The sequence below is a fragment of the Streptomyces sp. NBC_00876 genome (assembly GCF_045207435.1).
Lineage (GTDB): Bacteria > Actinomycetota > Actinomycetes > Streptomycetales > Streptomycetaceae > Streptomyces.
The window spans coordinates 2,717,531-2,738,378 of sequence record NZ_CP108800.1 but is presented as its reverse complement, the minus strand read 5'-3'; the positions used below and the strand labels follow the sequence as shown (position 1 = coordinate 2,738,378).

Sequence of the window (20,848 nt, the reverse complement as noted above, 5' to 3'; positions counted from 1 at the left end):
CGGAGCACGTTGAACTCGTTGTCGTAACGCCTACGTCTGCGGCCGCGTCCGCTGGGTAGGCCTGCTGTGTCCTGTTCTCCACGGCCAGGAGGCCACCATGCCCGCCGCAGCGCAGCTTCTGCTCTCCGCCCTGTCCAAACAGGTACCGGGCCCCGCCCCGCTGATCAGTGCGCTCCCCGCCACCCTTCCCGGACCCGGCCCGCTGACCAGCGAGCCCCCGCTCGCGGACGCGATACCCCTGACCAGCGAGCCCCCGCTCGCCGACGCCACACCCCTGACCAGCGAGCCCCCGCTCGCCGTCCTCGCCCCGCTGACCAGCGAGCCGGCCATGTCCGGCAGCGCTTGGGGCATGGAGTCCCCAGGAGTCTGAATGGGCTTGTCCCGGCTCGCCGCACTGCACGGCGTCGCCACCTCCTTCTCCCCGTCCGCCGGCGTCACGGTGCCCGTCCCCGACGGCACGGTCGTCGCGGTGCTCGGCGCGCTCGGCGTCGACGCCACCACGCCCGAGGCGGTACGGGAGGCGCTCGCCGCCACCGAGTCCGCGGCCCGCTCCCGGCTGCTCCCGCCCACGCTGGTGGTGTGGACCGGGGAGCCGCTGCCCCCGGCCCTGACCGCTCTGCCACCCAGCACGGAGCTGACCGTCCTGCCCGAGGAGGCCGGCGCGGCTCCGCCGGTCCGTATGCGGATCCCCGCCGGGGGTACGGATCCGGCCGATTCCAGGACCGGCGAAACGGCGAGGGGTGCCCATGGCCCTCCGCAGCCGCCCGAGCCCCGTGGACCGGCGAGGGGTGCCGACGTTCCTCCGCGGCCGTCCGCCACCGGTGGACCGGCGACGGGTGCCGACGGCCCCGAGCAGCCGGCCGCGCCCGGCTGGTGGACCGAGCCGCCGCTCGGGGTGCACCGGCTGACCGCGCGCGTGCCGGGCCGGCCGGACGGGTCCTGCACGCTCGTCGTCGCCCCGGCCCGCGTCCCGCAGCCTCCCGGGCGCAGCCACGGGTTCCTCGTCCAGCTCTACTCCCTGCTCTCCGCCCGCTCCTGGGGCATGGGCGACCTCGGTGACCTCGCCGATCTCGCCTCCTGGTCGGGGCGCGCCCTCGGCGCCGGCTTCGTCCAGGTCAACCCGTTGCACGCCGCGGTCCTCGGCAACCCCACCGACCCCTCGCCGTACCGGCCGTCCTCGCGGCGCTTCCCCGACCCCGTGCACCTGCGCATCGAGTCCGTACCGGAGTACGGGCACGCGCCCGACCCGGCCGCCCTCGGTGAACTGCGCCTGCGGGCCTCGGAGCTGAGCGACGCCGTCCTGGACAAGGGCGCCTTCATCGACCGCGACGCCGTCTGGGCGCTCAAGCGGCAGGCCCTCGAGATCCTCGCCGCCGTACCCCTCACCCCCGGCCGCCGCGCCGCCTACTGCGACTTCCTCGCCGAACAGGGGCAGGCCCTGGAGGACCACGCCCTGTGGTGCGCCCTCGCCGAGGTGTACGGCTCCGACTGGCACACCTGGCCGGCCGCCCTGCGCGACCCCCGGTCCCGGGCGACCGCCCGCGCCCGTTCCGGCCTGCTGGACCGGGTCGACTTCCACTGCCGGCTCGCCTGGCTGACCGACGGTCAGCTCGCGGCCGCGCAGCGCACCGCCCGGGACGCCGGCATGGCCGTCGGGATCGTCCACGACCTCGCCGTCGGCGTGCATCCGGGCGGCTCCGACGCCTGGGCCCAGCAGGACGCCTTCGCACACGGCATGTCCGTCGGCGCACCCCCCGACGCCTTCAACGCGCGCGGCCAGGACTGGGGGCTGCCGCCCTGGCGCCCCGACGCCCTCGCCGCGTCCGGCTACGCCCCGTACCGGGGTCTGCTGCGCGGGCTCCTGGCCCACGCCGGAGCGCTGCGTATCGACCACGTCATGGGCCTGTTCCGGCTCTGGTGGGTGCCCGAGGGGCGCCCGCCCACCGAAGGCACCTACGTCGCCCACGACGCCGAGGCGATGCTCGCCGTCCTCGTCCTGGAGGCCCACCTGGCCGGCGCCGTCGTCATAGGGGAGGACCTGGGCACCGTCGAACCCGGCGTCCGGGAATCGCTGGCCCGCCGCGGCGTCCTCGGCACCTCCGTGCTCTGGTTCGAACGGGACTGGTCGGGCACCGGCCGCCCGCTCGCCCCCGAGGCGTGGCGCGAGGACTGCCTGGCCACCGCCACCACCCACGACCTGCCCTCCACCGCCGCCCGGCTGACCGGCGACCATGTGACGCTGCGCCACAGCCTCGGACTGCTCACCCGCTCGCTCGACGAGGAACTGACCGAGGACGGCGCGGACACCGCCGAGTGGCTCGGCCTGCTCACCCGGCTCGGGATGCTCCCCGAGGGCGGCGACGACGAGGAGGCGGCCGTCCGCGCCGTCCACCGCTTCCTGCTGCGCACCCCCGCCCGCATGGCCGGTGTCTGGCTCCCGGACACGATCGGCGACCGCCGCCCGCAGAACCTGCCGGGCACCTGGGACCAGTACCCCAACTGGCGGCTGCCCATCGCCGATGCCGAGGGCCGTCCGGTCACGCTGGAAGGGCTCGCCGCCTCGCCCCGGCTGCACCGGCTGATGGATGTCCTCAGACCCCGTCAGGAGCCCCCGCGGACCCGTACGGCACCCCCGGGCGCGCGGCCCGCGTAGGCGTTCGCTACGTTTGCACCGTGGACAAGAAGAACGCTATGCGCGCCGGCGCCGTCGCCGCCGGAACGACGCTGATGATGCTGCTCATGTCGTCCCCCGCGCTCGCGCTCACCCGCGACGACGGCGACGACCCGGGTACCGGCCTGAGCGTGATCGACACGATCGGTCTGTTCGTCGTGGCACCCATCGTGCTGTTCGCGGTCATCGCGGGCCTGGTCATGGTCCTCGACAAGTCGAAGAAGCAGGCCTAGAGCCTTTCGGGTGCGCCGCCGGTACCGAGGTACCGCGCGGCGCATTCGCATGTCCGGATCCGGGGCGGAGCCCGGCCCGCCCGATAGGTTGCGGCCATGACCGAGTGGGACATCAAGAAGCTCCGCATCCTGCGCACCCTGCGCGACCGGGGCACCGTCACGGCGACCGCCGAGGCGCTGCTGATGACCCCGTCGGCCGTCTCCCAGCAGCTCTCCAACCTGGCCAGGCAGCTGGGCGTGCCCCTGCTGGAGGCGCAGGGCCGGCGCGTCCGTCTGACCGACGCCGCCCACCTCGTACTGCGCCACGCCGAAGCCGTCTTCGCCCAACTGGAGCGCGCCGACGCCGAACTGACCGGCTATCTGCGCGGCGAGGCGGGCGAGGTGCGGATCGCGGCGTTCGCCACCGCCGTCCCCGCCCTGGTCGTCCCCGCCGTGCAGCGGCTGCGCGGCGACGACCGCCCGGGTCCTGACGTACGCGTCCGGGAGGCCGAGGCGGCGCAGGCGTACGAACTCCTCGTCGCCGGCGAGGTGGATCTGGCCCTCTCCCTGGCCGCCCACGCCCCGACGGCCCGTGACCCCCGGTTCGCCGTGCTGCCGCTGCTCGCGGACCCGCTGGACGTGGCACTGCCGGCCGGTCACCGGCTCGCGGCCGCACCCGGACTGCGGCTGGCGGACCTGTCCGCCGAACCGTGGATCTTCGGCGGCTCCGGTCCCTGGTCCGAGATCACCACGGCGGCGTGCGAGGCCGCGGGCTTCGTCCCGGAACAGGCGCACAGCGCCTCCGGCTGGACCGCGATCCTCGCCATGGTCGAGGCCGGAATGGGGATCGCGCTGATCCCGCGCATGGCGTCGGCGGAACGGCAGGGCCGGGACGGGGTGGTGATGCGGGTCCTCGAGGAGGACCGGCCGCGCCGCCATGTGGTGGCCGCGGTCAGGCAGGGGGCCGAGCAGGGCCCGGCGGTGGCCCGGGTGCTCGCGGCGCTGCGCGAGGCGGCAGAACCGTTCAGCAGGGCTTAAGAATTCATGCGGAAACTTTCGATGGACCTAACGGCTTCCGTCGTACGACAGTGAACGCATGACCTTCGAACAGAATGAGAACCAGCACGAGGATCCCCACGCCAACGACGCGGCCCCGTACGGCGGCGGTGACCCGTACGCCGACTACCGCACCACCGACCTCCCCTTCACCGGACTCGTCGACCTCGCCGACCGCCGGCTCGGCGCCGGAGTGATCGCCGCCAACGACGAGTTCTTCGCCCAGCGCGAGAACCTCCTGGTCCGGGAGCCCGCGGTCTTCGACCCGGAGCACTTCGGCCACAAGGGCAAGATCATGGACGGCTGGGAGACCCGCCGCCGGCGCGGCGCGGACGCCGCCCACCCGTTCCCGGCCCCGGACGAGCACGACTGGGCCCTGATCCGCCTCGGCGCCCCCGGCGTCATCCGCGGCATCGTCGTCGACACGGCCCACTTCCGCGGCAACTACCCGCAGCGCGTCTCCATCCAGGCCACCTCGGTCGACGGCGCTCCCGGCGCGGCCGAACTCCTCGCCGACGACGTGAAGTGGGAGGAGATCGTCCCGCCGACCCCCGTACGCGGCCACGCCGCCAACGGCTTCGAGATCACCGGCGGACGCCGCTACACCCACATCCGCCTCTGCCAGCACCCCGACGGCGGCATCGCCCGGCTGCGCGTGCACGGCGAGGTGATCCCCGACCCGGCCTGGCTCACGACGCTCGGCACGTTCGACCTGATCTCGGTCCTGAACGGCGGAAGTTACGAGGACGCCTCCGACCGCTTCTACTCCTCGCCGACCCAGATCATCCTGCCCGGCACCTCCCGCAAGATGGACGACGGCTGGGAGAACCGCCGCCGCCGGGTCCGCGACACCAACGACTGGGTCCGCTTCCGGCTGCCCGCCCAGGGCGCGGTTCGCGCGGTCGAGATCGACACCGCCTACCTGAAGGGCAACGCGGCCGGCTGGATCGCCCTGCAGGGCCGCAACGGCGAGACGGGCGAGTGGTTCGAGATCATCCCGCGCACCCGGCTCCAGCCCGACACCCTGCACCGCTTCCCGCTCCGCGCCCGCGCCGTGGTCACCCACGTCAGGCTGGACGCCTTCCCCGACGGCGGAGTCGCCAGGATGCGCCTGCACGGCTCGCTGACCGAGTCCGGTGTGGCCGAACTGGCCCACCGCTACGAGGAGTCGGGCGCCTGACCGCCCCTCCGACTCCCGCCCGGCGGACGGCTGCGCTCCTCGCGCCCGACCGCCGGGCGGGCTTCCACGCCCGGGAGCAGGCCCCGAAGGACAGCCATCGAGGGCCGGCCCGTAATCTGCCCGCGGTCGGTCCCGCTACTTCGCTCCCGTGGGGATGGCAGATGGCAGAGCTCGTACTGTGCACCGGACTGGATCCGGACGATCCGGACGCCGTGACGCTCGTCGTGACCGTCGCCGAGGGAAGGGCCGCGGACGAGGACGCCGTCGCCGGGCTCGGACGGTACGGATACGAGGGCGACGGCTGCCTCTACCTCGTGCAGACGGACGGCTGGGCCGAGAGGCGGCTGGACGGCGAGACGCTGACCGTGGACATCGTCGCCCACCCCGCCGTGCTGAAGGGGCTGGAGACCGCCGCGGACCTGTTCCCCGGGCGGTCGGCGGCCGACCCGGAGGCGCTGCGGCTGCTGCGGGTCAGCGCACAGGTCAGCCCCGCCGCGTACGCACGGGCCACGGAGATCACCGCCGTACTGACCGCGCCCGCCGGGACACCGGCCGAACAGATCGTGGCCCAGGCCCGGTCGGGCGGGAACTGGCCGCTCATCCTGGCGTCGCAGCCCGGCTGACGCGGTGACGGCCCGAACACGAAGGGGCGCCCCCCGAAGGAGGCGCCCCTCACACGTGCTGCGGTACGGCGCTTACGCGGTCGCCGCCTCCGCGTCCGCCGAACGGGCCTTCAGCGCCCGCTCCACACCCGACCGGGACTCCGACATCAGCCGGCGCAGCGCGGCGCTCGGCTCGGCCGAGGCCAGCCAGGCGTCCGTGGCGTCCAGGGTCTCCTGCGAGACATGGAGCGCCGGGTACAGGCCGATGGCGACCTGCTGAGCCATCTCGTGGCTGCGCGAGTCCCAGACGTTCTTCACCGCGGCGAAGAACTTCTCCGTGTACGGGGCCAGCAGCTCGCGCTGGTCGGTCTGGACGAACCCGCCGATGACCGCCTCCTGGAGGGAGTTCGGCAGCTTGTCGGACTCGACGACCGAGGCCCACGCCTCGGCCTTCGCCTCCGCGGAGGGCCGGGCCGCACGGGCGGACGCCGCGTGGCGCTCGCCCGCCGCCGTCCGGTCACGCGCGTACTCGGCGTCGATCTCCTCGTCGTCGAGCAGCCCGGTGGCGGCCAGCCGCTGGACGAACGCCCAGCGCAGTTCGGTGTCGACGGCCAGGCCCTCGATCGTCTCCGTGCCGTCGAGCAGCGCCTGCAGCAGGTCGAGCTGCTGGGGGTTGCGGGCCGTGGCCGCGAAGGCGCGGGCCCAGGCCAGCTGGTGGTCGCTGCCCGGCTCCGCCGCGCGCAGGTGCGCGAGCGTCGCCTCGGTCCACTGGGTCAGACCCGCCTCGCGCCATTCCGGCGCCGCGTACAGGTCGAGCGCCATCTTCACCTGACGGTGCAGCGACTGCACGACGCCGATGTCCGACTCCTTGCTCACCCCGGACAGGACGAGCGAGAGGTAGTCCCGGGTGGCCAGTTCGCCGTCCCGGGTCATGTCCCAGGCGGCGGACCAGCACAGGGCGCGCGGCAGCGACTCGGTGAAGTCGCCCAGGTGCTCGGTGACGACCCGCAGCGACTCCTCGTCGAGGCGGACCTTCGCGTACGAGAGGTCGTCGTCGTTGAGGAGGATGACGGCGGGGCGCGCGGTGCCGGCCGGGAACGGCACGGTGGTGCGCTCGCCGTCTACGTCCAGCTCGATCCGGTCCGTACGGACCAGCTTCCCGTCCGCGTTCAGGTCGTAGCAGCCGATGGCGATCCGGTGCGGCCGCAGCGTCGGCTCGCCCTTCGCGCCCGCGGGCAGCGCGGGCGCCTCCTGCACGACGGTGAACGAGGTGACGTGGCCGTTGCCGTCCGTCTCGATCTCCGGGCGCAGGATGTTGATGCCGGCCGTCTCCAGCCACGCCTTCGACCAGGTCTTCAGATCGCGGCCGGAGGTCTCCTCCAGCGCGCCCAGCAGGTCGGAGAGCTGGGTGTTGCCGAAGGCGTGCGCCTTGAAGTAGGCCTGGACGCCCTTGAAGAACGCGTCCATGCCGACGTACGCCACCAGCTGCTTCAGGACCGAGGCGCCCTTGGCGTACGTGATGCCGTCGAAGTTGACCAGGACGTCGTCCAGGTCACGGATGTCCGCCATGATCGGGTGCGTCGAGGGCAGCTGGTCCTGCCGGTACGCCCATGTCTTCATGGAGTTGGCGAACGTGGTCCAGGAGTGCGGCCACCGCGAGCCGTCGGCGTACGCCAGGCAGGCGATCGAGGTGTAGGTGGCGAACGACTCGTTCAGCCACAGGTCGTTCCACCACTCCATGGTGACGAGGTCGCCGAACCACATGTGGGCGAGCTCGTGCAGGATCGTCTCGGCCCGCGTCTCGTACGCCGCGTCCGTCACCTTGGAGCGGAAGACGTACTGGTCGCGGATGGTGACGGCGCCCGCGTTCTCCATCGCGCCCGCGTTGAACTCGGGGACGAAGAGCTGGTCGTACTTGGCGAACGGGTACGCGTAGTCGAACTTCTCCTGGAACCAGTCGAAGCCCTGCCGGGTCACGTCGAAGATCGCGTCCGCGTCGAGGTACTCGGCGAGCGAGGGACGGCAGTAGATGCCGAGCGGGACGGACTGGCCGTCCTTCTCGTAGCTGCTGTGCACCGAGTGGTACGGACCCACGATCAGTGCGGTGATGTACGAGGAGATGCGCGGCGTCGGCTCGAACGACCAGACGTCGGCCTTGGGCTCCGGCGTCGGCGAGTTGGAGATCACGGTCCAGCCGGACGGGGCCTTCACGGTGAACCGGAAGGTCGCCTTCAGGTCGGGCTGCTCGAAGCTCGCGAAGACGCGGCGCGCGTCCGGGACCTCGAACTGGGTGTAGAGGTAGGCCTGCTGGTCGACCGGGTCGACGAAGCGGTGCAGTCCCTCACCCGTGTTGGTGTACGAGCAGTCGGCGACGACCCGCAGCTCGTTGGAGCCCGCCGCCAGATGCGGCAGGATGATACGCGAATCGCGGAACACGGCCGCGACGTCCAGCGCCTTGCCGTTCAGCTCGACCTCGTGCACGGCCGGGGCGACCAGGTCGATGAAGGTCTCCGCACCGGCTTCGGCGGAGTCGAAGCGCACGACGGTGACGGACCTGTAGGTCCCGCCCTCCTGCGCTCCGGAGAGGTCGAGATCGATCTCGTACGCGTCCACGGTCAGCAGGCGCGCCCGCTCCTGTGCCTCTTCGCGGGTCAGATTCGTGCCAGGCACGCGGTCATCTCCTTGATATGCGATGTTTCCATCCATCCTTCCACGTGACCTGTGTCCAGGGCGATGTCCGATTTCCGCCGGACGGGGCCGCGGCGGCGGATCATTCTCGTCATATGACCAGTTACGAGGCACGCGCGATCGAACCGGCCGCGCTGAAGGAACTCCGGCAGACCGACGACGCGGGGAACGCCTGCGTCCCGTACACCGCCACCGGTGCGGGCAGCCCCCTGCGCTGCTGTCTGCGGGGCAATGAGGTGGGGGAGGAGATCGCCCTCGTGTCGTACGCGCCGCTGCGGCGCTGGGCGGCGGCGACCTGGGCCCGTCCCGGGGCGTACGACGAGCAGGGACCGGTCTTCATCCACGCCGGGGAGTGCGAGGGTCCGGCGGACGGCAGGGCCGGCTATCCGTTCTCACGGGCGGGCGCGTTGCGTACGGTCCGGCGGTACAACGCGGACGGTCACATCGTGGGCGGCCGGCTGATGGAGATCCCGGCCGACGAGGAGCGGGGGTTCGACGAGTCCTTCGCGGAGGCCTTCGCCGATCCGGAGGTGGCCCTGGTGCACGTCAGAGCTCTGGAGTACGGCTGCTGGCACTTCGAGGTGCGCCGGGCGAACTGAAGTGCCGGGCCGGGCGGACTGAAGCACCTCCGGCGATTGAGGAGCGGGGGCCCGGGGGCGGAGCCCCCGAACCCCCCGCGGCGGGGCCGACTGCGGTCAGCCCGCGAGCTCCGCCGCGACCAGCTCCGCGATCTGCACCGCGTTCAGCGCAGCCCCCTTGCGCAGGTTGTCGTTGGAGACGAACAGCGCGAGACCGTGCTCCACGGTCTCGTCGACCCGGATCCGTCCGACGAAGGACGCGTCCTGACCGGCGGCCTGGAGCGGGGTGGGGATCTCGGAGATCTCGACGCCCGGCGCGTCCTTCAGCAGCTCGTACGCGCGCTCCACGCTGATCGGACGGGCGAAGCGGGCGTTGACCTGGAGCGAGTGGCCGGAGAAGACCGGGACCCGGACGCAGGTGCCGGACACCTTCAGCTCCGGGATCTCCAGGATCTTGCGGGACTCGTTGCGGAGCTTCTGCTCCTCGTCCGTCTCGAAGGAGCCGTCGTCGACGATGGCGCCGGCCAGCGGCAGCACGTTGAAGGCGATGGGGCGCTTGTAGACGGCCGGCTCGGGGAAGTCGACGGCGCCGCCGTCGTGGGTGAGCTTGTCGGCGTCGGCGACGACCTTGGACGCCTGGCCGTGCAGCTCGGCGACGCCGGCCACTCCGGAGCCGGACACCGCCTGGTACGTGGCGACGGTCAGCGTCTGGAGGCCGGCCTCGTCGTGCAGCGGGCGCAGCACGGGCATGGCGGCCATCGTGGTGCAGTTCGGGTTGGCGATGATGCCCTTGGGGCGGTTCGCGATCGCGTGCGCGTTGACCTCGGAGACGACCAGCGGGACCTCGGGGTCCTTGCGCCAGGCGGAGGAGTTGTCGATCACGACGGCGCCCTGCGCGGCGACCTTCTCGGCCAGCGCCTTCGACGTCGCGCCACCGGCGGAGAACAGCACGATGTCCAGGCCCGTGTAGTCGGCCGTGGAGGCGTCCTCGACGGTGATGCCGGTGCCCTCGTAGGTGATCGTGGAGCCCGCGGAGCGTGCGGAGGCGAAGAGCCGCAGTTCGGCGACGGGGAACTTCCGCTCGGCCAGGATGCTGCGCATGACTGTGCCGACCTGACCGGTGGCGCCGACGATTCCGACCTTCACGGGGACTCCTTCAAACGTACGAACTGGCACGGTTGCCGCTCCATGATGCGTATGTCCACGGCTTCCTTGTCCAATCCATTGTCCGACCTGCGGACGGGGGCGGACAGCGCAGTGGGGCGGGCGCCCGTTGAGCGCCCGCCCCACTGTCGTACGGATCACATGGTCACCGCGATGCGGTTACGGCGTGACCTTCTCGATCACGACGCTGCCGGTGCCCGCCGCGGTGCCGCGGGAATTCACCAGCTGGACCTCGCCGAAGAACTGCCGTCCCTCGGGGGCCGCCCCGGCGACCGCGACCTCGGCACCGACCTGGGCCGACGCGCCTGAGGCCAGGTCCACGGCCTTCGACTCGTCGACATTGATCGCGCCGAGCGACGGCGAGTAGTACACGTCGCGGTAGTCGTACTCGGTCGTGCCGGCCGGGACGTCGTAGCCCTCGATGACGACCTTGTACGTGCCCGCGGCGGGCTTCACCAGACTGACGGTCTCCTCGGAGCCGGCCGTGGTGGAGGAGCCCACCACGTCAGCGCCCTTGTAGACGTACAGGTCCAGGTCGGCGTTGGCGTCCGAGGTGCCGCCGATGGCGACGTCCAGCTTCTCGACGCCCGCACCGATGGTCACCTCCTTGACGTACGAACCGCCCGTGGAGATCGACGGACGCTCGACGTCGGCCGAGCCCAGCGAGCCGCCCTTGAGCTTGCCCGCCAGGTCACCCGCGTTGTTCGTGACCGTCCAGTTCACCGCGGCCGGGGTGCCGATCTTCGCCTCGGCGATGGTCTGCACCGCCGGGTCGAAGGTGGCGCCGAGCAGCGAGACATCCAGCTTGTACGGGTTGTCCAGCAGCGGCGACGTGCGCCGGGCCTCGACCTCGATCTCCCAGACACCGGCCTGCGGGTCGGCGTACGAGCGCACGTCGGGGCGGCAGGTGTTGGCCGGGTTCTCGTAGTTCGGGTAGCAGAACGGCGTTCCGCTGTCCTCCACCGCGACCCCGTACGGGTGGATGGAGATGAAGCGGGTCTGGCTGCCCGAGCGCAGGGCGCTCATGGCGACCTCAAGGGTCTTGGAGCCCTCCGGCACGTTGACGAAGTACGACGTGGTGCCGTTGCGCTGCACCGAGCCGGACGCCGTGTACGCGTAACCCGGCTTCACCAGGTCCTTGGCGACGACGACCGTCGTCAGGATCTGCTGGTCCACACCGGAGGTCTTCGCGTCGTCGAGCTGCAGGATCGCGCTGTGCACGCCCGCGCTGCCCGGCTTCGCCTGGACCTTGACCGTCACCGGCTTGCCGAGCGGCAGCGAGACGGTGCTCGGGCCGGTCAGCTTGAAGGTGCCGTCGTCGTACTTCCAGGACAGCTTGTGCCTGACGTCCTTGTCCGGGCCCGTGGTGCGGGTGACCGTGACGTCGTACGACTTCTTCTGGCCGGCCTTCAGGCCGCCCTCGCGGTCGTACAGGCCGGTGCCGAAGCCCGGGGTCTTCAGCGCGAAGTCGATCGCGGTGTCGACCGGGGCCTTGACCGAGTACTCGTGCGCCGGGGCGCCCTGCTTCTCGATCTGCTTCCAGGCGCTGATGATGTTGATCAGACCGGCACCCTGGGCGTGCGCGGGCACTCCCTTGATCTGGGTGGCGGTGCTGGTCAGCGCGGTGCGCAGATCGGCCGGGGGCAGCTCGATGTGCTTCTGCTTCGCGGCGGACAGCAGCAGCGCGGTCGCGCCGGCGGCCTGCGGGGAGGCCATCGACGTGCCCTGGAGCATGGAGTAGCCGGCGGGGAGGGAGTAGCCCGCCTCCTTGACCGGCGAGCCGGGCAGCCAGGTCTGCGTCGAGTTGATCGACGCGCCGGGCGCCGTCAGCGTCGGCGTGAAGCCGCCGTCCTCACGCGGACCGCGTGAGGAGAACGGCATCATGTCGTACTTCTTGGTGACGGCGGAGCCGTAGTTCGCGGCCCAGGTCTCCTTGGAGACGGACGCGCCGACCGAGATGACGTGGTCGGCGAGGCCGGGGTCACCGATGGTGTTGACGCCCGGGCCGTCGTTGCCGGCCGAGATGACCAGCTGGACGCCGTAGATGTCGATGAGGCGCTTGTACAGCTCCGAGCGGGCGTTGTTGCCGTCGTTGAGCGGCGGCAGACCGCCGATCGACATGTTGACGACGTCGACGCCGCGGTTCACGACGAGGTCGATCATGCCCTCGGTGAGCGCGATGTTGGTGCAGCCGCCGTCCCAGGTGCAGGCACGCGAGGAGACGATCTTGGCGCCGGGCGCGGCACCGTTCATCTTGCCGCCGAACAGGCCGTTCGCCGCGGTGATGCCCGCGACGTGCGTGCCGTGCTCGGACTCGATGACACCGATGTTCACGTAGTCGGAGGTGTTGCCCGCGGCGTCGTACACGACGTTCTTGCGGGTCTCCACGACGAACGGGATGCGCTCGACGACGTCGGTGCGCGGGTCGTCCGTACCGAAGTAGGAGACCTGGTGCTTCTCCTTGTACGGCTTCAGTGCGGCGTCGTCGGAGAAGTCCGCGTTGTTGTTCAGGTCTACCCGGGTGGTGCCGGTGACCGGGTCGTACAGGACGGCCCACGCGTCGGTGGTGTCACCGTCGCGGTTGAGGTCGCCCGCCATGTCGCCGCCCTTGGTGACGGCCTCCTTGAACACCTTGATCCGGTACGAGCCCTCGGGGGCCGAGTAGGTACGGCCGCCGTAGGTGAACGTCGGACCGGCCACGGCGTCCGTCATCCGCAGCCAGGTGCCGTCGCCGTCACTGACCGGGTCGGTGGCCGTCACCCAGTCGGTGATCTTGCGCTCACCGGTGGTGGTCTTCTGCAGCGCGGGGTGGCCGAGGTCCACGCCCGCGTCCAGGACGCCGATGGTGATCCCGCGGCCGTCGGCCTTCGGGTGCTGCTTGACGAAGTCGACCGCGCCCGTCTCGAAGGACGGGTTGTACGGGTTCTTCGCCGGGGTCTTCTTCCCGGGCGCGGGGTAGCTCCCGGTCGACTTCGCCGCGGTCCGGCTGCCGGTCGCCCGGTCGGCCGCGGGGGTCGGGTCGTCCAGCATGATCTCCTGCTTGAGATCGATGCCGTGGACGGAGGTCAGCTTCGAGGCGGCCTTGATGGTGGCCTCGGCGGTCGCGGTCGGCACGGTCGCCCGTACGTAGCCGAGCTTGTCGTACGTACGCCCGAGCACGGAGCCCTTGACGGCGTCCAGCTGCTTGGTGACCTGCTCGGTCGCACCGGGAGCGGTGGCGACCATCATGGTGACGTTCTTCTCGCCCTTGGCCTTGGCCTCGGTCAGAACATCGGCGTCGGCCGCGCCGAGCTTGTCCGCCGTGCCACTGCCGGCGGCAGCCTTGACGGGGGAGGTGGCCGGGTCGTCGGCGGCGAAGACGGGGGCGGCGCCGGTGGTGGCCAGTGCGGCCACCAGGCCGGCGGCGGCCGCGACTCGGGCCGCGCGTCTCGCCCCGGATATGTAACTGGGGGATTCGGAGGTCATCAGCATCCCTGTATGTGAAAGAGAGAGTCCGGAAATCGGTACCGGATGACCGCTCACCCTTTCGTAAATGACAGGGGTTTGTGGAGAGTTGTGGGGGGCGAGTTGTGGACATGGCGGGATTCCGCCAGTGCGGCCGAAGCGTCACAGGGGACGAACGGGCAGATATGTGACGGGTGATGGCCTCACCTGGGCAGGATCACCACGTGCGCGGCCGGTTCACGGTCGGCTGCCGCCATCAGCGCGGTCCGCACCACGACCGCCTGCTGCTCCCGGGCGTCACGCAGCTTCTTCGGCGTGAGGTGGACGACGGTGACGCCGAGCCGTTCCAGGTGCTCGCGCCGGGCGGCGTACGCGGACCACTGGGCCTCGTGCTCCTCCTGGCGACGGCCGTCGTCGAGCCGGCTGTGGCGCGGGGCCCGGGTGTCCAGTTCCACGGCGACCGCCTCGTCGGGCCAGTAGGCGTCGACGCCGCCCAGATGCGGGCCGCCCGGCAGCCGCAGATCCACGTTCCACAGCGGCTCCGGCAGTCCGTACGACCGCACCATGTCGTACAGCCGCTCCTCCGCCAGGGCCCGGCCCTCGGCGAGCAGCGAGTCCACGGCGTCCACCACCTGGGGGCGTCCGAGCACCTTGGCACGGTTCAGTTCGCCGACCACGACGACCGGTTCGCAGTGGCCCCCGCGGACCGCCTCGGTGAGCAGCCGGCGTACGGCGAAGGCGTCCCCGAGCCCGGCCACGGCGTCCGCCAGCGCGCGGGCCACCGGCGCGACCGGAAGTCCGTCCAGCCGCTCCGGCCGCGGCAGTTCGGCCGTCCGCAGCAGACGGGCGTACCCGGCCGACCTCAGCCGGCGCATGCGCGGCACCAGGACGTCGATCCGGTCCATGGCGACGACGGGCTGCACGGCGACGAAGCCGTGCAGCGCGAGCGCGGCAATACCGGTGATCATGGCCTCGCCGTACGCGGGGTCGACGCCGGCGGGCTGCGCGGGCACGCTCCGCCGCCCGGAGGCGGGCGGCCGGCCCGCGTACAGGAGCGCGGACCGCAGCAGCTCCCGGCCGTCGAGCGGACCCGGGTGCAGGACGTACACGCCGGGCAGCGGCTGCTGCCACGGACCACCGGCCCGGCACTGCGCGGCGGCGCGGGCGGCGGAGACGCCGCGAGCCTTCAACTGGGCTGCGGACAGGACGCCTTGGTGGGCGTCGGATGCCGCGCGGGGACCGCACGGGGAGAGCGGGGTGTTCTGGGTCATGCTCCGGTGTATCCCGCCCGGTGCCGGGCTCCCAACCCCTGTTACAGGCCCGTCGACATACCCGGACAACGCCGTCCTAAAGTACGGACGTTCGACAGCCGAAATGGCCCGGAAACCCAAGCCCGTCCGGCAATCCCAGCCGGTCCGGCGTTTGAGGACGGAACCCTCGCCGGGGTGCCGGGGCACCCGGGCGAGGAACCTCACGCCGGACGGGCCGGAACCGTCACGCGGCTCCGCCGCAGACCGCTCCGCCGCAGACCGCTCCGCCGTCAGACCGCTCCGCCGTCACACGCCTGTGCCCGCAGCCCCCGGGCCAGATCGTCCCGGGCCTCCAGCACCAGCCGCCGCAGCGCCGGTGCCGCGTCCGCGTGTGCATCGAGCCACGCGTCCGTCGCCGCCAGCGTGGCGGGATCGTCCTGAAGGGCCGGGAACAGGCCCTTCACCACGGCCATCCCGATCTGGATCGACCGCTCGGCCCACACCCGTTCGATCGCCTCGAAGTACTTGTCCGCGTACGGAGCCAGCAACTCCCGCTGCGAGGGCTGCGAGAAGCCCGAGATGGTGGCCTCCACCAGGGCGTTGGACAGCTCGTCCGACTCCACCACACCCGCCCACGCCTGCGCCTTGACCGCGGCCGAAGGACGCGAGGCCAGGCACCGCACCTGGTGCCGCTTGCCGGACGCGGTGTCGTCGCGGGCCAGTTCGGCGCCGATGGCCGCCTCGTCCGCCGCGCCGTGCGAGGCCAGCGGCGACAGGAACGCCCAGCGCAGCTCCTGGTCGACGTCCAGGCCGTCGATCCGTGCCGTGCCGGCGAGCAGCCCGGACAGCAGCTGGAAGTCCGTCTCCGACGCGGCGACCGCCGCGAAGAACCGCGCCCAGGCCAGCTGGTGCTCACTGCCCGGCACCGCGAGCCGCAGCTCGCGCAGCGCGCCCTCGGACAGGGCCAGGCCGCCCTCCTCGCGCCACGACGGCGCCGCGTAGTGCACCAGCGCCGAGCGGGTCCAGGCGTGCAGCATCTGCAGTACGCCGATGTCGGTCTCCCGGCCGGAGAAGGCCAGGACCAGCGAGACGAAGTCGCGGGCCGGCATCAGCCCGTCCCGGGTCAGGTTCCACAGCGCGGACCAGCACAGCGCCCGCGCGAGCGGGTCCGTGATGTCACCCAGGTGCGCCCGGAGCGTGGCCAGCGACACCTCGTCGAAGCGGACCTTGCAGTAGGTCAGGTCGTCGTCGTTGACCAGGATCAGCTCGGGGCGCTCGGCGCCGGCCAGCTCCGTGATCACGGTGCGCGGCCCCGCCACGTCCGCCTCGGCGCGGGCATAGCGCACCAGGTCGCCGTCGGGGGTGCGCCGGTACAGGCCCACCGCGACCCGGTGGGGCCGCAGCTCCGGATGCGACTCGGCCGCCTCCTGGAGCACGGCCAGCTCGGTGATCCGGTCCGCGGCGTCGTAGACCGCCACCGGGGTCAGCGAGTTGACGCCCGCGGTCTGGAGCCAGGAGCGCGACCACGAGGTCATGTCCCGCCCGGACGTCTCGGCCAGCACCGACAGCAGGTCGCCGAGCTGCGTGTTGCCGTACGCGTGCTTCTTGAAGTAGCGCCGGGCGCCCTCCAGGAACGCGTCCCGTCCCACGTACGCCACCAGCTGCTTCAGCACCGAGGCGCCCTTGGCGTACGTGATGCCGTCGAAGTTCAGCTTGGCGTCCTCCAGGTCACGGATGTCGGCCGTGATCGGGTGGGTGGACGGCAGCTGGTCGGCGCGGTAGGCCCACGCCTTGCGGTTGTTGGCGAAGGTGATCCAGCCGTCCTCGAAACGGGTCGACTCCACCATCGCGAAGACGCCCATGAAGTCGGCGAACGACTCCTTGAGCCACAGGTCGTCCCACCACTGCATGGTGACCAGGTCGCCGAACCACATGTGCGCCATCTCGTGCAGGATGACGTTGGCCCGGCTCTCGTACGCCGCCTGCGTCACCTTGCCGCGGAAGATGTACTCCTCGCGGAACGTGACGATGCCCGGGTTCTCCATCGCGCCGAGGTTGTACTCGGGCACGAACGCCTGGTCGTACTTGCCGAACGGGTACGGGTAGTCGAAGTGGTCATGGAAGAAGTCCAGACCCTGCTTGGTGATCAGGAAGATGTCGTCGGCGTCGAAGTGCCGGGCGAGTCCCTTGCGGCACATCGCGCCGAGGGGGATGTCCAGCTGCGTGCCGTCGTCGAACGTACGGCTGTAGGAGTCCGTCACGTAGTGGTACGGACCGGCGACGACCGTCGTGATGTACGTCGAGATCGGCTCCGTCTCGGCGAACCGCCACACCCCGCCGTCGCGGGACTCCTCGGCCCCGTTGCTCCAGACCGTCCACTCCGCGGGCGCCGTCACCCGGAAGCGGTAGGGGGCCTTCAGATCGGGCTGCTCGAAATTGGCGAACACGCGCCGCGCGTCCGCCGGCTCGTACTGCGTGTAGAGGTAGACCTCGCCGTCCTCCGGGTCGACGAAGCGGTGCATGCCCTCGCCGGTCCGGCTGTACGCGCACTGCGCGTCGACCACCAGGACGTGGCCGCCCTCCGGCAGGTCCGTCAGCGCGATCCGCGTCCCGTCGAAAACGGCCGCCGGGTCCAGCGGCGTGCCGTTCAGCGTCACCGCGTTCACGGACGGGGCGACCAGGTCGGCGAAGGTCGTCGCGCCGGCGCGTGCCGTGCGGAACCGGATCGTCGTCACCGAGCGGAAGGTCCGCGGACCGGAGCCCTGCCCGCCCTCCCCGTCCGGCTCACCGATGGCGGAGCGGACGTCGAGCTCGACGTCGTAACCGTCGACGGTCAGCAGGTCGGCCCGCTCACGGGCCTCGTCGCGGGTCAGGTTCTCACCGGGCACGAGCACACTCCTTTGTGTCACGTTCGAATACTTTGATCCTCCCATGCCGCTTCCCGGCCCGGCATGCGGGAATGGCCGGAGCGTCCTTCGGTGTTCTCGCGCACAGATGCGATCGGTCCGTTCTAGGAGAGACATGTCTGAAAGCAGCACGGCGACCGGCAGGACCCCCGTCGATTTCTGGTTCGATCCGGTCTGCCCCTGGGCCTGGATGACCTCCCGCTGGATGCTGGAGGTGGAGAAGCTCCGTGACGTCGAGGTCCGCTGGCACGTGATGAGCCTGTCCGTGCTCAACGAGGACCGGCTGGAGGACATGCCCGCCGAGTACCGGGACCTCCTGGAGAACAAGGCCTGGGGCCCGGTCCGCGTGGTGATCGCCGCCCAGCAGAAGCACGGCGACGACGTCGTCGGCCCGCTCTACACCGCGCTCGGCACCCGCTTCCACAACCAGGGCGAGGGCGTCACCCGTGAGGCGGTCGTCGCCGCACTGAAGGACGTCGGCCTGCCCGTCGAACTCGCGGAGTACGCCGACTCCGACACGTACGACACCGAACTGCGCGCCTCCCACAAGGAGGGCATCGACAAGGTCGGCCAGGAAGTCGGCACCCCGGTCATCGCCGTGCCCGGCGCGGACGGCGAGCAGATCGCCTTCTTCGGCCCGGTCGTCACCCCCGCCCCCAAGGGCGAGGAGGCGGCGAAGCTGTGGGACGGCACGCTGATGGTCGCCTCGATCCCCGGCTTCTACGAGATCAAGCGGACCCGGACGCAGGGCCCGGTCTTCGACTGATCATCCTGCGGTGCGGGTCCCGGCGACGGCCTGGACCCGCACCGCGGCGCCGTCAGAGGCAGCCGGGTGGCCTCCGGCCCCTCAGCCGTACAGGGCGGCCGGCCTCGGCAGCCGCCGCGCCACCTGCTCCGCGCCACCTGCTCCGCGCCACCTGCTCCGCGCCACCTGCTCCGCGCCACCTGCTCCGCGCCACCTGCTCCGCGTCGTCGAAGCCGAAGCCGAAGTCCCGATCCGGTTCCAGGGCCGGGCAGTCGATCGTCCTGCCGGATCCGACGCCCCGCCGGGCAGCCCCCCGAACGGTGACGCCACCGTGACCCGATATGTGATCCGCGCCACAGCTGGGAGGGGCGGCTCCTGATCTTCTGGGCGCATGCGACCCTCCCCTTCCCTCGCCCTGTGTACCGCCCTCGCGGGCACCATGCTGCTCGCCGGATGCGGGCAGGAGCGGGGCGTCGGCTCCGGCGCTCCCTCCGGCTCCGGTTCGCCCACGTGCACGGCCACCCTGCCCGCCACCGGGCCCGACGGCGGGACGTGGGAGAACGTGACCCTCATCAGCCGGGGCTGCGGCGCCTCCCCGGCCCCGGCCACCGAGTTCGAGGTCACCAACACCGGGAAGGAACCGCTCACCTTCACCATCACCTTCGACCGGATGAACGAGGCCGGGGAGGTCATGGACAACACCTCCACCACCGTGGCGTCCGTGCGGCCCGGCCGGACCGTGCGACGCACCCTCGACACGGGGGACACGCTGTCCACGGCCCCGGCGAGCCGGGTGCGGGTCTCCAAGGTGCGGGCCGTCGCGGCGGACGAGGCACCCGCCACGACCGGCGCCTGTCCGCCCTCGGGAGTCCAGGTCACGGCGGACCGCGGCGACGCCGCCATGGGGCTGCGCGTGGTGGGCCTCCACCTGGTCAACTGCGGTTCCACCGCCTACCGGGTCAACGGCTATCCCGGACTCCAGCTCCTGGCGCGGGACCGGGAACCGGTGACCGGCGTGCGGATCCTGCACGGCACCGACGCGATCTCCACCGGGATCGGCGGCGACGCCACGTCGCGGCCCGTCACGCTGAAGCCTGGGGAGTCGGCGTACGCCAATCTGGCGTGGCGCAACACCACCGGCGCGGGCGAAGCGGTGAACGCCCCGTACGTCAGGGTGACGCCGAAGCCGGGGGCCGCGGCCGTGACCGTGACGCCGGAACTCGATCTCGGGACCACGGGGAAGCTCGGCGTCGGCCCGTGGACCAAGGACGAGACGGCGGCCCGCTGAACGGAGGGCGGGCCCGCGCCGGGGCCAACCCGCCCCGGCGCAGGCCCGCCCGCCGTCCCGTCGCTCAGGAGTAGAAGTTCCGCTGCCACCGGTGCCCGGCCAGCACGGCGAGCTGCCCGGCGGTGAGCGGAATCCCGTCGCTCAGCGCGGTGTTGCGCTCCACATTGCGCACGCTGCGCATGCCCGGGATGACGGTGGAGACCGCCGGCGAACTCAGGACGAAGCGCAGCGCGTGCTCCGCGACCGCGTCCGGCTCGATGCCCAGGTCCGCGACGATCGCCGCCACCCGCTGCTCGACCTGGGCCGGCCGGTCGTCACGGAAGTAGCGGTTGCGCCAGTCGCCTTCGGGGAACGTCGTGCCGGCGGTGATCCGGCCGGTCAGCCCGCCCTCGTCCAGCGCCACCCGCACGATCACCCCGACACCGTGCTCCTCGCAGGCCGGCAGGAACGCGTCCGCCGGTGCCTGGTCGAACACGTTGTAGATGACCTGCACGCTGTCCACCGCGCCGCTGCGCACGAGCGCGATCGCGCTCTCGGGCCGATGGTCATTGACGGAGACACCGAACAGGCGGATCTTTCCCTCCTTCTTCAGCTCGGCGACCGTCTCCAGCCAGTCCCCGCGCCCCATCCACTCGTCGTTCCAGACGTGGAACTGCAGGACGTCGAAGTGGTCCAGGCCGGAGGCGCGCAGGCTGGTCTCCAGGCTCGTACGGATGTGCTCGCCCGGGAAGGTCTCGGCCGGGTCCGTGCCGTCCTGGGCGGGCCACTCCCGGTTCAGCGGCGGCACCTTGGTCGCGACGAGCACCTCGTCGCCGGCCCGTTCGCGTACGACCTGCCCGACGATGCGCTCGCTCTCGCCGTAGCCGCGCGCCGTATCGATGAAGTTCACGCCGAGATCGATGGCCCGGTTGAGGGCGCGCAGGGATTCGTCCTCCGTCGCGCCCACCCAGCTGGACTCACCGATGCCCCACGCGCCGTAGCCGATCTCGGACACCGACAGTCCGCTGCGTCCCAGCTCGCGGTAGCGCACAATCATCCTCCACGTCGTGGTTCCGGTGCCGGCC

At 71.7% G+C, this 20,848-nt stretch carries 15 protein-coding genes; 9 read left to right on the top strand and 6 right to left on the bottom strand.

Annotated elements, in window-relative coordinates; translation table 11 throughout:
* The first annotated feature begins 97 nt into the window (after positions 1-97).
* The 6 genes from OG782_RS12005 to OG782_RS11980 all read left to right on the top strand — a co-directional run bounded on the left by OG782_RS12005 (position 98) and on the right by OG782_RS11980 (position 5,742).
* Positions 98-370 (top strand): hypothetical protein, encoded by a 273-nt coding sequence (locus OG782_RS12005; RefSeq protein ID WP_406450122.1) that lies wholly within the window; start codon positions 98-100, stop codon positions 368-370.
* Positions 371-2,653, top strand: a complete 2,283-nt coding sequence (malQ, locus tag OG782_RS12000) for a 4-alpha-glucanotransferase (RefSeq protein ID WP_406450120.1) — start codon at positions 371-373, stop codon at positions 2,651-2,653.
* 20 nt (positions 2,654-2,673) lie between these two features.
* The gene (locus OG782_RS11995) at positions 2,674-2,904 is read left to right on the top strand and encodes a hypothetical protein (protein WP_406450118.1); all 231 of its coding nucleotides are present in this window, start codon (positions 2,674-2,676) and stop codon (positions 2,902-2,904) included.
* A 96-nt stretch (positions 2,905-3,000) separates the two neighbouring features.
* Positions 3,001-3,921: a LysR substrate-binding domain-containing protein gene (locus OG782_RS11990; RefSeq protein WP_406450116.1), complete on the top strand. Its 921-nt coding sequence runs from the start codon at positions 3,001-3,003 to the stop codon at positions 3,919-3,921.
* Positions 3,922-3,979: 58 nt separating this feature from the next.
* Entirely contained in the window at positions 3,980-5,119 is a 1,140-nt protein-coding gene (gene alc, locus OG782_RS11985) for an allantoicase (RefSeq protein ID WP_406450114.1), read from the top strand.
* Positions 5,120-5,280: 161 nt separating this feature from the next.
* Positions 5,281-5,742, top strand: coding sequence for a hypothetical protein (locus OG782_RS11980; RefSeq protein ID WP_406450112.1), 462 nt, complete (start codon positions 5,281-5,283; stop codon positions 5,740-5,742).
* 72 nt (positions 5,743-5,814) lie between these two features.
* On the opposite strand, the gene pepN (OG782_RS11975) is transcribed toward OG782_RS11980, so the two are convergent.
* Positions 5,815-8,391 (bottom strand): aminopeptidase N, encoded by a 2,577-nt coding sequence (pepN, locus tag OG782_RS11975; RefSeq protein ID WP_406450110.1) that lies wholly within the window; start codon positions 8,389-8,391, stop codon positions 5,815-5,817.
* Between the two features lie 113 nt (positions 8,392-8,504).
* Here pepN (OG782_RS11975) and OG782_RS11970 point away from each other — a divergent pair, with 113 nt between their 5' ends.
* The gene (locus tag OG782_RS11970; RefSeq protein WP_406450108.1) at positions 8,505-9,008 is read left to right on the top strand and encodes a DUF1203 domain-containing protein; all 504 of its coding nucleotides are present in this window, start codon (positions 8,505-8,507) and stop codon (positions 9,006-9,008) included.
* Between the two features lie 96 nt (positions 9,009-9,104).
* Here OG782_RS11970 and OG782_RS11965 read toward each other — a convergent pair whose 3' ends face one another.
* The 4 genes from OG782_RS11965 to pepN (OG782_RS11950) all read right to left on the bottom strand — a co-directional run bounded on the left by OG782_RS11965 (position 9,105) and on the right by pepN (OG782_RS11950) (position 17,733).
* Positions 9,105-10,133: an aspartate-semialdehyde dehydrogenase gene (locus OG782_RS11965; protein ID WP_406450106.1), complete on the bottom strand. Its 1,029-nt coding sequence runs from the start codon at positions 10,131-10,133 to the stop codon at positions 9,105-9,107.
* Between the two features lie 177 nt (positions 10,134-10,310).
* Positions 10,311-13,622 carry a S8 family serine peptidase gene (locus OG782_RS11960; RefSeq protein ID WP_406450104.1) on the bottom strand — a complete coding sequence of 1,104 codons (3,312 nt, stop codon included), beginning with the start codon at positions 13,620-13,622 and terminating at the stop codon, positions 10,311-10,313.
* Between the two features lie 176 nt (positions 13,623-13,798).
* A complete protein-coding gene (locus OG782_RS11955) occupies positions 13,799-14,866 on the bottom strand; it encodes a hypothetical protein (RefSeq protein WP_406450102.1) in 1,068 nt (355 codons plus the stop codon).
* Between the two features lie 269 nt (positions 14,867-15,135).
* A complete protein-coding gene (gene pepN, locus OG782_RS11950) occupies positions 15,136-17,733 on the bottom strand; it encodes an aminopeptidase N (RefSeq protein ID WP_406450100.1) in 2,598 nt (865 codons plus the stop codon).
* A gap of 133 nt (positions 17,734-17,866) precedes the next feature.
* Between pepN (OG782_RS11950) and OG782_RS11945 the strand changes: the two genes are divergently transcribed.
* Both OG782_RS11945 and OG782_RS11940 read left to right on the top strand, forming a co-directional pair.
* Positions 17,867-18,517 (top strand): DsbA family protein, encoded by a 651-nt coding sequence (locus OG782_RS11945; RefSeq protein ID WP_406450098.1) that lies wholly within the window; start codon positions 17,867-17,869, stop codon positions 18,515-18,517.
* A 370-nt stretch (positions 18,518-18,887) separates the two neighbouring features.
* Positions 18,888-19,784, top strand: coding sequence for a DUF4232 domain-containing protein (locus tag OG782_RS11940; RefSeq protein WP_406450096.1), 897 nt, complete (start codon positions 18,888-18,890; stop codon positions 19,782-19,784).
* Positions 19,785-19,848: 64 nt separating this feature from the next.
* On the opposite strand, the gene OG782_RS11935 is transcribed toward OG782_RS11940, so the two are convergent.
* Positions 19,849-20,814 carry an aldo/keto reductase gene (locus OG782_RS11935; RefSeq protein ID WP_406459006.1) on the bottom strand — a complete coding sequence of 322 codons (966 nt, stop codon included), beginning with the start codon at positions 20,812-20,814 and terminating at the stop codon, positions 19,849-19,851.
* Between the last annotated feature and the right edge of the window lie 34 nt (positions 20,815-20,848).

What these genes read in the sequence shown, in the direction of transcription:
- OG782_RS12005 (WP_406450122.1), top strand. Translation starts at nt 98, where the DNA reads ATGCCCGCCGCAGCGCAGCTTCTGCTCTCCGCCCTGTCCAAACAGGTA.
- malQ (WP_406450120.1), top strand. Translation starts at nt 371, where the DNA reads ATGGGCTTGTCCCGGCTCGCCGCACTGCACGGCGTCGCCACCTCCTTC.
- OG782_RS11990 (WP_406450116.1), top strand. Translation starts at nt 3,001, where the DNA reads ATGACCGAGTGGGACATCAAGAAGCTCCGCATCCTGCGCACCCTGCGC.
- alc (WP_406450114.1), top strand. Translation starts at nt 3,980, where the DNA reads ATGACCTTCGAACAGAATGAGAACCAGCACGAGGATCCCCACGCCAAC.
- OG782_RS11980 (WP_406450112.1), top strand. Translation starts at nt 5,281, where the DNA reads ATGGCAGAGCTCGTACTGTGCACCGGACTGGATCCGGACGATCCGGAC.
- OG782_RS11970 (WP_406450108.1), top strand. Translation starts at nt 8,505, where the DNA reads ATGACCAGTTACGAGGCACGCGCGATCGAACCGGCCGCGCTGAAGGAA.
- OG782_RS11960 (WP_406450104.1), bottom strand. Translation starts at nt 13,622, where the DNA reads ATGCTGATGACCTCCGAATCCCCCAGTTACATATCCGGGGCGAGACGC.
- OG782_RS11955 (WP_406450102.1), bottom strand. Translation starts at nt 14,866, where the DNA reads ATGACCCAGAACACCCCGCTCTCCCCGTGCGGTCCCCGCGCGGCATCC.
- OG782_RS11945 (WP_406450098.1), top strand. Translation starts at nt 17,867, where the DNA reads ATGTCTGAAAGCAGCACGGCGACCGGCAGGACCCCCGTCGATTTCTGG.
- OG782_RS11940 (WP_406450096.1), top strand. Translation starts at nt 18,888, where the DNA reads ATGCGACCCTCCCCTTCCCTCGCCCTGTGTACCGCCCTCGCGGGCACC.